Genomic DNA, 13790 nt, shown 5'->3' with positions numbered 1-13790 from the left:
CCTGTTTACTATAAACAGGTATTTATTAATTATTATTTTATTATGAAATATGTTAGAGAACATTATAAAATTTAGCTTAAAAAATAAGCTTATTATCTTTCTATTTATTGCATCCGTAGTTGGTTTTGGTATTTATTCCTTAACTCAAATTCCTATTGGTGCAGTACCCGATATTACGAACAATCAGGTACAAGTAATTACCACATCTCGTAATCTTTCTACGCAAGATGTAGAACAGTTTATAACCTATCCTGTAGAATTAGAAATGGCCAATTTACCAGGTGTAGAAGAAATTAGATCGGTTTCTAAATTTGGTTTATCTGTGGTTACTATTGTTTTTAGTGATGAGATGGGTACCTATCTTCCCAGACAGCTTATTGCCGAAAAAATTAAATCTGCTTCCGAGAAAATTCCACAGGGTTTTGGCACACCAGAAATGGGACCAATAACTACTGGTTTAGGAGAAATTTATCAGTATATTTTAGATGTACAACCAGGTTACGAAAATCGGTATTCGCCAACCGAATTAAGAACCATACAAGATTGGATTGTTAGAAGACAATTATCTGGAATTCCAGGAGTGGTAGAAGTGAATACTTGGGGAGGATTTTTGAAGCAATACGAAGTTGCCATCAATCCAAACAAATTAAATGCTATGGATATTTCTATAGCTGAAGTATATACTGCTTTAGAAAAAAATAACAGTGTTGCAGGTGGTGGTTATATCGAAAAAACTAACGAAACTTTTTTTATTCGAGGAGAAGGTCTGGTAAAAACCTTAGAGGATATTGGCAATATTGTAGTGAAAAATGAAGGTTCGCTAATTTATATAAAAGACGTTGCAAAAATAGGTTTTGGAAGCGCAACTCGTTTTGGTGCGATTACAGGAAATGGTCAAGGAGAAAAAGTGCTTGGGCAGATAATGATGCTAAAAAACGGGAATTCTAAAGAAATTATAGATGCTGTAAAAGAACGTGTTGCATCCATTCAAAATTCGTTACCAGAAGGAGTTTTTATTAATGGATTTCTAGAACGAAGTGAATTAATTGGAAAAACAACCTTTACAGTAGCAGAAAACCTTATTCTAGGTTCGTTGATTGTAATTTTTGTAGTAGTGTTATTGTTAGGGAATTTACGCTCTGGTTTGGTAGTAGCCTCTGTTATACCTTTATGCTTACTTTTTGCCATTTCTTTAATGAATATTTTTGGTGTTGATGCCAATTTAATGAGTTTAGGAGCTATAGATTTTGGGATTATTATTGATGGAGCTGTAATTATTGTGGAGTTTATTGCCTATAGAATTATTACTAAAAGTGAAACATTAAAAGCCCTAACACCTGAAGCTAAACAAGATGAAATAGATGCTATAACTTTAAAAAGTGCCTCAAAAATGATGAATTCTGCCATTTTTGGTCAACTCATTATCTTAATTGTTTTTATTCCTATTTTGTCTTTAAGCGGTGTTGAAGGTAAAATGTTTAAACCTATGGCATTAACGTTTAGTTTTGCTTTAGTGGGTGCCATGCTTTTTTGTTTAACCTATGTCCCTGTAGTTTCATCTTTATTTTTAAAACCTAAAAAGCAATCTCCAAAAAACATTTCTGTTCGTTTAATGAAAGTGTTAAACGCATTTTATAAACCTGTAATTCATTGGGCATTATTTCATAAAAAAATAGTTGTTGGTTTTGCTGCCTTTCTTTTAGCTGCAAGCATTTGGTTATTTAGTAATATGGGTGGTGAATTTGTGCCGACTTTAGATGAAGGCGATTTTGTAATTCAACCTGTTTTAAAAACAGGAACTTCTTTAGGGAAAACCATTGAAATCACCACTCAAATTGAACAAATCCTATTAGAAAAATTCCCAGAAGTAGACCAAGTGGTGAGTAGAATTGGTGCTGCAGAAGTTCCTACAGACCCAATGTCTATGGAAGAAAGTGATGTGATCATCAAACTAAAACCAAAAAGTGAATGGACATCTGCTGAAAGTAAAGACGAATTGGCAGATCAATTTAAAGAAGCTTTATCCATCATACCTGGAATGGAAGTGGAATTTACCCAACCAATAGAAATGCGATTTAACGAACTCATAACAGGAGTTAGAGCAGATGTTGCCATTAAAATTTTTGGAGAAGATTTATCCATTTTAGCCCATAAAGCTGATGAAATTAAAGAACTGATTAAAAATGTTGCAGGTGCTTCAGACATTATTATCGAGAAGGTTGAAGGCTTGCCACAAATGAGTGTTACCTACAATCGAAGTAAAATTGCACGATATGGATTAAATATTTCAGATATCAATCAATTAATTTCCATAGGATTTGCAGGTGGAACTGTAGGAAATGTTTTTGAGGGCGAAAAGCGTTTTGATTTAGTAATTCGTTTGGATAAAAAAAATCGTAAAAACTTAGCAAGTTTACAAAATTTATATGTGGATACACCTCATGGAAATAAAATTCCGTTGAGTGAATTGGCTGAAATTAAGTACACAACTGGTCCTGCTAAAATTTCTAGAGACGACACAAAACGTAGAATTGTTGTAGGAATAAATGTAAGAAATAGAGATTTACAATCGGTTGTAAATGATGTTAGAAATATTATCAATACAAAACTAAAATTACCAGTTGGTTACACCATTACTTATGGTGGGCAGTTTGAAAATTTACAAAGCGCAAAAGCGCGATTAATGATTGCAGTGCCTATAGCATTAGTATTAATTTTTATTCTGTTACATTTTGCATTTGGTTCCGTAAAAGAAGCCTTAATGGTATACTCAGCAATTCCTTTATCGGCTGTTGGTGGCGTTTTATTTTTATGGTTAAGAGATTTACCTTTTAGTATTTCTGCTGGTGTAGGTTTTATTGCACTATTTGGTATTGCAGTACTTAACGGAATTGTATTAATAGAACATTTTAAAGAATTGAAAGAAGAAGGTATTCTAGATATTGAAGAACGTATTAAAAGAGGAACCTCAGAACGTTTAAGACCAGTATTATTAACTGCAGCAGCAGCAGCTTTAGGTTTTTTACCCATGGCAGTATCTACCAATGCTGGTGCAGAAGTGCAACGCCCTTTAGCTACTGTAGTTATTGGAGGTTTAATTACAGCAACCATTTTAACCTTAGTGGTTTTACCTGTTTTATACGCTTGGTTTGAAGAAAAAAAAGAATTAAAAATGAACAAAACGCTACTTATAACGCTTATTGGTTTTTTAGGATTTATGCAAACCAATGCGCAATCTAAATTAACTATTGATGAAACTTTAGCTTTAGCTTTTAAAAATAATGCAGGCTTAAAAGCTGCAAATTTAAAGATTGATGAAAGTAATGCTTTGGTAAATAGCGCTTTTATTTTTGATAAAACAGCTATTTATTATAGTTATGATGAAAATAATTTGGCTTTAAACAACTTGCCTTTAAAGGTATTTGGTATTGCCCAAGATTTTAAATTTCCAACTGTTTATATTACTGATAAAAAAATAAACAAGGTAAAAACCACTATTGAAAAAAACAATTACAACATCCAAATTCAGCAAGTTCAAAAAGCTGTTTATGCCCATTACTACCAATTAAGTTATGCTAAAAATAAGGCAGCAACTTATCAATTTTTAGATAGTTTATATCAAGATTTTGCAAGAAAATCTGAGCGTAAATTTGAATTGGGTGAAAGCAATTATTTAGAAATGATAACTGCAAAATCAAAACAAAAGCAGTTAGAAACCCTATATAAAAAAGCTGTGCAAGATGTTATTTTATCTAAAGAAAAACTAAAAAGTGTAGTACAAGTTGAGCGTTTAGAAACTATTGATGAACCTTTACAACAATTGTTAGTTAACCCTATTTCTACCAAAGATAATTTAGGAATGCAATATTTTGAAAATGCTAAGAACTATCAAAACTTGTTGTATAAAAAAGAGAAACAAAGCGTTTTACCAGGCCTTAGTTTAGAATATTTTCAAGGTAGCAACAATCAGTTAAACAATAGTATAAGGGGTTATCAATTTGGATTAAAAATTCCGTTTTTGTTTTCTGGAAACGCATCAAAAATAAAGGCATCAAAAATAGCAAAAAAAGTTATTTCTGAGCAACAACAAGATTATAAAGCAAAATTACGAGCCCAATACAACGCGCTTTTAGCAACATTAAAGCAATATGAAAGCGCTATAGATTATTATGAAAACGAAGGAAAAAATCTTAAAAATGAAATTATAAAAACTGCCAATAGAACGTTTAAAGAAGGTGAAATCGATTTTTTTCAGTACATACAAAGTGTAGAAACAGCCAAAGACATTGAACTCTCTTACCTTAACAATTTAAACGACTATAACCAAACAGTTATCCAAATCAATCATCTTATTTTAACAATATATTAAAAATGAAAAATCAATATATCTTAATAGTTTCTATGCTACTTTTAGCTTGCGGAAACAAAGAACAAACATTAAAAAACACTACTGAATTTTCAGAAAACTCAAATCTAATAGAAATTAACAAGCAGCAATTTGAAAGTCAAAATATGCAATTTGGGCAAATCGAAGAAAGCTCTTTTAACTCGGTTGTAAAAGCAAATGGTTTTATTGATGTTCCACCAGAAAACAGGGCTAGTGTAAGCACGTTTATTGGGGGTTATGTTAAGAAAATTCCTTTATTAATAGGAGATAAAGTTAAAAAAGGGCAATTAGTAGCAAGCCTAACTAATCCTGAAATTGTAGAAATTCAACAACACTATTTAGAAGTTTTAGCACAGTTACAATATTTAAAAAATGAATTTAAAAGACAAAAAACCTTATTTGATGAAAATATCATATCAGAAAAAAAATATTTACAAGCAGAAAGTATTTACAAAAGTAATTTAGCTATATATAATGGTTTGCATCAAAAACTTAAAATGCTAAATATAAACCCTAAAACTGTAGAAACTGGTAAAATTACATCAACTATAAATTTATATGCACCCATAAATGGTTATGTTACCAAAGTAAATGTTAGTAATGGCTCTTTTGTTTCTTCTGAAAGTGAATTATTAGAAATTATAAATACCGACCATATTCATTTGGAATTGAATGTATTTGAAAAGGATATTTTAAACATTAAAAAAGATCAAGAAATACTTTTTAAAGTGCCAGAATCATCAAACAAAAAACACGAAGCTGAAGTTCACTTAGTGGGAACTTCCATAAATAATAATAGAACTATAAAAGTTCATGGGCATTTAAAAGCAGCGCATTTAGATTTTATAGCTGGTATGTTTGTTGAAGCAGATATAATTGTAACATCAAAAAAAGCAATTTCTTTACCAAAAAGTGCTGTTTTAAAAAGTGAAGCAGATTCTTTTGTGTTTAGTGTGGTTAAAGAAGAAAATGGGAGTTACTTTTTGGAAAAAACAGCACTACGTATTGGTTTAGAAAACGAAGACTTTGTTGAAATATTGAATTACAAAGATTTAGAAAATAAAAAAATTCTTACCAAAGGTGTTTTTATGCTAAGTGAATTGTAATATTTATTAAATGCAACATTAATTAAAATTTAACGCAACCTTTTTGGGTTTTACTCATCAATTAAAAGTAATATTGTATTAAAAGTGCATATTAAAAATTGGTATGCTTTTTGTTATAATTTTTTCTTAAAATTTAAACAACCATTATGAAAAAAATCACTTTAATTATTCTAGTATTTGTGAGTGCTTTATCAATTGCTCAAGAAAAAGAGAAAACAACCTATCCACAAGATGTAGATAAAAAAACGGAGTTAAAAATTAATGCTTTTGGCCTTGTTGCTTTTGAATGGATAGACCTTTCTTATGAACGCCTAATTAACGAAGAATCATCTTTTGGTGTTGGTGTATTAGTAGGTTTTGATAACGATGACAATGTAGATGAGTATAGAAAGTTTTCTATAACGCCATTTTATAGAAGATATTTTTCAAATAAATATGCAAGAGGTTTTTTTGTGGAAGGATTTGGTATGCTACATTCCTACGAAGATCGTAATTACGACTATTACTATGATAATTCAGGAATTTTTAGAGACAATTCTTCATCTGAAACCAATACAGAGTTTGCTGTAGGATTTTCAATTGGTGGTAAATTTGTATCTAAAACTGGGTTTAGTACAGAAATTTATTTAGGTGTTGGCCGTAATTTAGGTGGTGATTCTTATGCTGCAGAAGCTGTTGCTAGAGGTGGTATTTCTTTAGGATATCGTTTTTAAACAATTAGTTATTAGAATTTAGTATTTTTGAAACTCTTTACAGTTTCAAAAGACTAAAAATAAATTCAATGAAAAAAATAATACTGCTTTTTACACTTTTTACGAGTTCATTGGTATTTTCTCAACAAGAAATAAAATTAGATATTGCAGATGCTTTAGTAATTAGAAGTTTAGAATTTTCTTATGAAAATTATATTAATGATGAATCTTCTTTCGGGGTTTCTGCACTATTTAATTTAGCCAAACAAGATATTAGCTTTAGGTATAATGAAAACTTGATGATTACGCCTTATTATCGTCATTATTTTACCTCTGAATACAATTGGAACTTTTTTGGAGAGGGTTTTTTCGGCATTAATTCTGGTAAAAAAGAAATCACTAATTTAGGAGGTAGTAGTTTTACTTATGAAAAGTATACAGATGCTGCTTTAGGTATTGCAGTTGGTACAAAATATGTTGCTAAAGGCGGTTTGGTTATTGATATTTATGGTGGTTTAGGACGTAATTTATTCGGATCAGATTCTCCTGTTTTAGTTCCGCGAATAGGTTTAAATGTTGGTTGGAGATTTTAAAAAATGAAAAAATTGTTATCCTACTCAATACTTTTAAATATCCTATTTTTACTATTGTTTGGATACTTTTTTTTTATCAAAAGAGATGGATTAAATTATATAAAAAACAAAATATTTCACCCATTACAAGCACCTTTAAATTCTCATCTTTATCAAACAAAGTTGAGTATTTTTAACAATATGCCAACTATAGAAGAAAGTATTATTTTTTTAGGTGATAGTATAACAGCTTTTTGTAATTGGAGTGAACTTTTTAAGCAAGATAAAATTATAAATAGAGGTATTAGTGGTGATACTCTTGATGGTGTCTTATATCGAATTGATGAGATTATTAAAAGAAAACCTAAAAAAATATTTTTAATGATTGGAATTAATGATTTAGGTAAAGGCTATAATGCAGTTCAAATATTAGAAAAATACGATACCTTGATCAATAAATTAAATGTAAGTTTACCCAAAACTAAAATCTACATTCAAAGTATATTACCTGCAAAACGTAAGAATTTAAATAATACAGAGATTAAAAATATTAATATTGGTTTACAAAACATCTCAAAAAAATATAACTCAAATTATATAGACCTTCACTCTTCATTTTTATCTAAAAACAATGAACTAGATGACCTGTATTCGTTGGATGGTTTGCATTTAAATGGTGAAGGATATCATTTGTGGAAAAATAGTATTGAAGAATATTTAGAATAATTCATATTTTCTTAAATCAATTTATTTGGTAAGTAGCTGATCCAGTAGCCTTTTAGATTAAATCCTTTATCGGATAATACCTATGAAATCTCAATCCTATTTTACTGTTAACTTGAGTTCTAATATTATTTTATAGGTAAATTACTATGAATCCTATTATTGTGATTTAGACCTTGGGGAGAAATCTAAATTTTGGCAAAAATAAACTTCGAAATTCTTTTATTTCGTTGTCCTTTAATCGAAATACAATTAAATTTATTATAAAATTTTCAGAATGATATTAATCTAACTCAGATTAATAGTAAAGTCGTTTTTAAGCAAAAATAACTTACCATTAACCTTAAAATATAGTTATTTATAAATTCAAAATTGAAATAGTATATTAGTATTAGTAAAAAAATATTGGTCTTTAAAACAGCATTGAATCTTAAAATAAAAAGCCTAAATACATTAATGTATTTAGGCTTTTATTAAATTGCTACGTTATTTTAGTTTATAACGTGAGGCTTTTATCTTCTCCAACGTGGATCTCCAACAGCGTTGTCAATTAAATCTTGATTTGTTAAAGTAAAATTACCTGATGCAGCATCAACATAACCAGGATCTAAAACAGTATTGGTACCTGATTGATCTGATACAGTTTGAGTAGCATCAAAAAACCCATCAGCATTCCAATAATTATTGTTAAAAAATGAAGGATTTGGATCTGTTCTACTTTGATCTGAATACCCTTCTGAATCTGTATCCGTAATTAAAGTATTATTAACCGTGATTTTATTATCTTGAAATCTTACATACATCAATCTTCTGCTAGAAGAGTTAGAGCATGCATAGATAGTACAACTTTCTAATAATATATTACAAGTAAAACCGCTTTGCGTAGATGTACCAGAATCGTCTATTCTAAAGAAATCACGACCAGGAGCACAATTGTTAAATGTACTAGTGTTTACGTTTATATTAAATACGTCTGAGTTTCTAAAATCTATGAAATCACCTCCGTTAGTAAGTATATTAGTTACCACTGAGTTTTCTACAGTAACATTTTGAATAATTGCATCAGTTGTACTACCTGCTATAAATGAACGATCGTAATCGTGCACATTACATCCACTAATGAAAAGCGTGTTATAACTACCTGCTTCGCTATATCTTATCATGTCAGTCAATTCAGCTGGTAAATCTCCAGTTAAATCTAAATCTATTAAATTAATATCAGCAGCACCATTTGCTGGAGAAAAACTAACTTTCAACTCAGGTTTAAAATCACGTTTTAATCCTCTTAAAGTTATAGATTTATCTAAAGTTATTCTACCAACTTGAGCAGTGTAGTCTCCTTCTTCAAAAAGAATAATAGCTCCTGGAGCAGCATCAGCTATTGCTTGAAAAATATCATCTGCAGGAGTTAATACTACGTTATTACCAATATCTATACCTGTGGTAAATACAGCTGTTCCTCTTACTTTAGCATTATTATACAACGTTGCTGTGTACTCCGTTTCTGGCGTTAAATCTGATATTGTAGCAACACCTGCTGCTTTTTCTTGATCTGATATATCATATCTAATTGAACCAGGTTCGAGTATAAAATGAGTTACATTAAGCCCTGCTTCCCATCTTAAAGTAGCTGAAAGCGCTTGGATATCTCCTGCTTCCGATGGCAACATAATTTGTTCTGATAATGTAGTTGCTTCTGTTAAAGCCCAAGTTGAATCATCTAAACCACGTGAACTTACAGTTTTAACTCTAATTGAATATAAAGTTTCACCTTCTAATCTTATTTGTACTGGAAGTTCTTCTGCTGTAACTTCTTGTGACAAAAATATAGTATTAAAATCTGGGTCGTCTGCACTAAACTCTACAAGATAATTAGACAACTCTTGCCCTTGTCTTACAGTCCAATCTAGTTCTACTGTTGTTTGATTTCTAATTCTTGTATCTAAATCAATAGGTGCGAATTCTCTGGTAAGAGAGAGTTCTTCTATAACTGGTTCATCATAATCAGTGATACAACTAGAAAAATTGATTAATAGTACAGCTATAACTATTACTTTTATAATATTTTTTAATTTCATAATCCGTTGTTGTTAAATTTATTAATATCCGTAATCGTTATATAATTTACCATTACTATTATCTATAAACACTTGCCAAATTGGCCAAAATTGTCTGGTGTCTGGATCTATACCTTCTTGAAATAAAGAATTGATTCTATTGTCATCTAAATTGGTCCAATCTTGAGCTGAATACTCTGGTCCTGGACTTACATCTTCGCCTCTATTAAGACCGTAAATATCTAAAGTTTCACCATCAGCTTCATATTTATAATATAAAGTTGTAGGAACATCAGCATAATCTCCAGCTCTATCTCTTAAATCCATCATTTTTTGTTTAGCTTCTCTTAAGTTTTCACCTAACAAGTTCCAACGAATCAATGCAAGTTTACGCTCCATCTCTCCTGTAAACTCATATTTATGCTCGTTAACAATGGCAGTAAACATTTCTTCTTTACTAGAGATATTATTCAAGTAATCATCAACTTTAGTAGGATGATCAGCAGGATCAAAGGCTCTCATTCTTAATTCTTTTAAGTATGGTTTAGCAGCTTCAACTCCTTCTAATTCATTTGCAGTTTCTGCAGCCATTAACAAAATTTCTGCATAACGCATGTAAATTTTATTAACACCATCATCATTTGAAGAGGTTACATATCTATTCATCCATTCATAACGATATTTACCAAAATACCAAGTATTTAAACCAACCAATTCTTGTTGAGAAAATCCGTCAACGGCTGTTCCCCATTGATAAGGTACACAAGTTATATCTCTACGTGAGTCAGACTCATCATAATCATAAAAAACTGTTGGTAAAGGACCTGCAATACCACCTCTTGGTTGACCTGTATATTGGTCTACACTTCTATGGCGAACTGCAAAAGAAAAGTTAACACGACCACGACCATCTGCAAACGGAATTTCCCAAAGAGATTCTCCTCCTGCTGAAACGTTTTCTTCATTTAATTTTCTCCATAAAGTTTCAAATGAAGGTTCTAATGAAGCTGTACCACTATTGATAACATCTCTACATTCATCTAAAGCAATTTTGTACATTTTATCAACAGATAACTCAGGGTCGTTACTTCTACGTACACCATCGTTTGGATACTGTTGAAAACCACTAGCTGCTAATGCTACACGTGCTCTTAATCCTTTAACAAAGGCTTTGTTTACTTTTTCAACTGTTGTTGTTGCAGATGTTTCATTTGGCCAAGCAACCAACTCAGCTGCTTCTCCTAAATCTGCAATGATTTGTTTGTAAATAATATCTCTGTTAGCTTTTTCAATATAAACTGTTTCAGAATTTATTGGTTCAAAACGAGGAAGAACATCACCCCAAGTTTTAAGCAAATCACTATAGTACAAAGCTCTAAGCGTTAAAGCTTCTCCTAATAATTGACCCAATTCATTTCCTGGTTCTGGGCTACCATATTCACGAATACCTACAATACATATATTGGCTCTTTCTATACCTCTATAAATCATTGCCCATGAACTATTATCTCTATTCATTTGAGCATTGTTTGGTTTGGCATCGTAAATCATCAACTCTCCAGTAGAATTTCCTGGAGATGAAGAATTATAATTCCACTCTGTATCTGTATTAAAACCGTAAAAAGGTATATGTCTACCCCTATATGAGTTGGTTTGACCCATTGGCTCAAGAATACCATCTATAGCACTTCTTGCTAAACCTGCATTAGAGAATATTAAAGACTCTTCTAATGAAGATTTTACAGGTGCCTCAAGAAAATCATTTTCAAATTCTCTACATGAACTGAAAGAAGTGATAATAATTACTCCTAAAATTAATATTGCTTTTATTTTTTTCATCTTGTAAAAAATATTTTGTTAAAAGTTTAAATTTAATCCAAAAACATATTGTCTACTTCTAGGATATGCTGAATAATCAACACCTGGTGTTAAAGGTGTTCTTCTTCTTGTTGATACCTCTGGATCTGGACCTGAATAATTGGTTAAAAGAAATACATTATTTGCTGTTGTATAAAATCTTAAATTAGATACTCCTAATTTTTTAGTTACTTTTTCAGGAAGTGAATATCCTATAGTTAAGGTATTTAACCTTAAAAACGAAGCATCTTCTACTGCCCAATCACTAAAAACATATCTAGACATGTAAGGTGACCACAATGTTGTGTTTTTGTTTAACGCTTCTAGTTGTGTAGGATCATTAACAATCTGACCTGTTGAAGGGTCTAAATTCGTCCATCTTACTCCATCAGCCATAACTGTACTTAAGTTTCTGTATTGACCATTTTCATTAGCCGTTGAAAACTCAATTTTATTAGCATTGTATACATCTTGCCCTACACTAAAGTTAAAGGCAGCAGTTAAGTCAAAACCATAAGCACGACCTGATAGTACAACACCCCCAATAAAATCAGGATTTGCATCTCCAATAATTTCTTGGTCGTTAATATCAACAATACCATCTGGTATACCATCTGGACCACTAATATCTTTTAATTTCATTGAACCTGGTCTAACATTTCCTATAACTTGATTATCTGCAACACCTGATTTTAAAGTATATTCGTCAGCTACTGGGTCATAATTAAAGTCAGAAACCTCATAACGTCCATCATTTCTAAACCCAACCATTACACCTAAAGGTTGACCAACTGTTACTAAATAATCGTCTCCAATTTGTGATGATGCCCAGTTTGTATTTTCACCAAAGTTTTCTAGCTCACCCATAGATAGGATTTCGTTTCTATTAACACTTGCATTTACAGAAATATTTAAACCATAATCTGATTTTTCTAATATAGAAAAGTTTAAAGATGCTTCAACACCAGAATTCTGAACTTCTCCTACGTTTCGATATTGACTAGCATACCCTGTATCGTTTGGAATGTTAAATCTGAACAATAAATCTTCTGTAATGTTTTTATAAGCCTCTAAACTACCAGTGATTTTACTACCAAATATACCAAAATCTAAACCAATATTTTGAGTAACTGTGGTTTCCCATTTCAAATCAGGGTTAACCAAAACTGTTGAAGGTGCCCAATAATTAGTTACACCATTTATGTATGTTGTATTATTAGATTGAAAATTTCTTGCTGTTTGACCAGTAGGAATATTATTATTACCAGATTCACCATAACTAATTCTAAGTTTTAATAAATCTATCCAATCCTGATTTTCTAAGAATGGTTCTTCAGAAATTTTCCAAGCTACAGCAGCCGATGGAAAATAACCCCATGCATTGTCTCCTAAAAACTTACTAGAACCATCCGCTCTATAAGTAGCAGTTAATAAATATCTATTTTTAAAACTGTAATTTACTCTACCAAAGAAAGAAAGTAACTTATCATCTGGACTGTAGAAATTATTTACAGCTTGAGGAATACCTTGTGAGAACAGATTTTGAGCCTGTGTAAAATCAAAAAACTTTGGAAAACCATGAATTTCAGTAGTTAAAGTATTCCTGTTTGTGATCAGCATCTCCTCACCTACAAGTAATTTAACTTCATGATCTTCACTTTCAATAATATCTTTAAAATCATAATTTAACGTGTTTGCATTTCTAAAACGAACTTGAGTTCTGTCGTTAGTAACAAATGCAGGTAAACCTTGATTTACAGCAGAAGGTCTATTATTAGCATAATATGTTGATCTTCCGTAAAAACGGTTATCACCATCAGTTCTATTATCTAAACCAACATCCATTCGATATTTAAGATTATCAATCATTTTCCAAGAGAAACTACCTACCATATTAAAGTTTTTTCTTGTTTTTTGACGTTGATTATCATCTACCGCTAAAAATGGATCAATTAAATAACTTTGTAAAGCTTCATCTGTTTCGTCTGTAGTTAAACCTGGCAATGGTATTGGAGAATACCCAACACTATGTCTTAAACGTGCGTCTGCAGAAGAAACTTCATTTTGTTCATTAGCACCACCACCATTTACCTCTGTATTTGAGTAACGTAGTGTGAATGACAAATCTATTTTTTCACTTGCTTTACTTTTTAAGGAAACAGAAAGGTTGTCTCTTCTAAAGTTAGAACCTAACATAATTGCTTTCTGGTCGAATAAAGCGTAATTTAAATTAAAATTAAATTTTTCTGAACCACCTCTAATAGCTAAATCTCTACTTTCAACTAATCCCATATTGCCATAGATTTGTTTTTGCCAATCAGTACCTTTTTGATTGTCATATAAATCTACATCTTGCCACAAGCCAAAATATCTTTCGTAAGATTGAGCAGGATTTT

General features: G+C 30.9%; 8 protein-coding genes. 5 read left to right on the top strand and 3 right to left on the bottom strand.

The window, feature by feature from the left end; genetic code table 11:
- The first annotated feature begins 49 nt into the window (after positions 1-49).
- The 5 genes from ACTG3V_RS10480 (at position 50) to ACTG3V_RS10460 (ending at position 7483) form a co-directional block, all read left to right on the top strand.
- On the top strand, positions 50-4369 hold the full coding sequence (locus ACTG3V_RS10480; protein WP_439132113.1) for a CusA/CzcA family heavy metal efflux RND transporter: 4320 nt from the start codon (positions 50-52) through the stop codon (positions 4367-4369).
- Between the two features lie 2 nt (positions 4370-4371).
- Positions 4372-5493, top strand: a complete 1122-nt coding sequence (locus ACTG3V_RS10475) for an efflux RND transporter periplasmic adaptor subunit (RefSeq protein WP_439132112.1) — start codon at positions 4372-4374, stop codon at positions 5491-5493.
- 146 nt (positions 5494-5639) lie between these two features.
- Positions 5640-6206, top strand: a complete 567-nt coding sequence (locus ACTG3V_RS10470; RefSeq protein ID WP_439132111.1) for a DUF3575 domain-containing protein — start codon at positions 5640-5642, stop codon at positions 6204-6206.
- 68 nt (positions 6207-6274) lie between these two features.
- On the top strand, positions 6275-6778 hold the full coding sequence (locus tag ACTG3V_RS10465) for a DUF3575 domain-containing protein (RefSeq protein WP_439132110.1): 504 nt from the start codon (positions 6275-6277) through the stop codon (positions 6776-6778).
- 3 nt (positions 6779-6781) lie between these two features.
- Positions 6782-7483 carry a GDSL-type esterase/lipase family protein gene (locus ACTG3V_RS10460; protein ID WP_439132109.1) on the top strand — a complete coding sequence of 234 codons (702 nt, stop codon included), beginning with the start codon at positions 6782-6784 and terminating at the stop codon, positions 7481-7483.
- 509 nt (positions 7484-7992) lie between these two features.
- Here the strand turns inward: ACTG3V_RS10460 and ACTG3V_RS10455 are convergent.
- The 3 genes from ACTG3V_RS10455 to ACTG3V_RS10445 all read right to left on the bottom strand — a co-directional run.
- Positions 7993-9558 (bottom strand): DUF5123 domain-containing protein, encoded by a 1566-nt coding sequence (locus ACTG3V_RS10455; protein ID WP_439132108.1) that lies wholly within the window; start codon positions 9556-9558, stop codon positions 7993-7995.
- A 21-nt stretch (positions 9559-9579) separates the two neighbouring features.
- Positions 9580-11376, bottom strand: a complete 1797-nt coding sequence (locus ACTG3V_RS10450; RefSeq protein WP_439132107.1) for a RagB/SusD family nutrient uptake outer membrane protein — start codon at positions 11374-11376, stop codon at positions 9580-9582.
- A gap of 18 nt (positions 11377-11394) precedes the next feature.
- The coding region (locus ACTG3V_RS10445) for a SusC/RagA family TonB-linked outer membrane protein (RefSeq protein WP_439132106.1) at positions 11395-13790 on the bottom strand (2396 nt) is incomplete at its 5' end.

This window comes from Polaribacter sp. (assembly GCF_965660385.1).
Classification (GTDB): domain Bacteria; phylum Bacteroidota; class Bacteroidia; order Flavobacteriales; family Flavobacteriaceae; genus Polaribacter.
This window is presented reverse-complemented; position numbering and strand designations above follow the sequence as displayed.

What these genes read in the sequence shown, in the direction of transcription:
- ACTG3V_RS10455 (WP_439132108.1), bottom strand. Translation starts at nt 9,558, where the DNA reads ATGAAATTAAAAAATATTATAAAAGTAATAGTTATAGCTGTACTATTA.
- ACTG3V_RS10480 (WP_439132113.1), top strand. Translation starts at nt 50, where the DNA reads ATGTTAGAGAACATTATAAAATTTAGCTTAAAAAATAAGCTTATTATC.
- ACTG3V_RS10475 (WP_439132112.1), top strand. Translation starts at nt 4,372, where the DNA reads ATGAAAAATCAATATATCTTAATAGTTTCTATGCTACTTTTAGCTTGC.
- ACTG3V_RS10460 (WP_439132109.1), top strand. Translation starts at nt 6,782, where the DNA reads ATGAAAAAATTGTTATCCTACTCAATACTTTTAAATATCCTATTTTTA.
- ACTG3V_RS10450 (WP_439132107.1), bottom strand. Translation starts at nt 11,376, where the DNA reads ATGAAAAAAATAAAAGCAATATTAATTTTAGGAGTAATTATTATCACT.
- ACTG3V_RS10465 (WP_439132110.1), top strand. Translation starts at nt 6,275, where the DNA reads ATGAAAAAAATAATACTGCTTTTTACACTTTTTACGAGTTCATTGGTA.
- ACTG3V_RS10470 (WP_439132111.1), top strand. Translation starts at nt 5,640, where the DNA reads ATGAAAAAAATCACTTTAATTATTCTAGTATTTGTGAGTGCTTTATCA.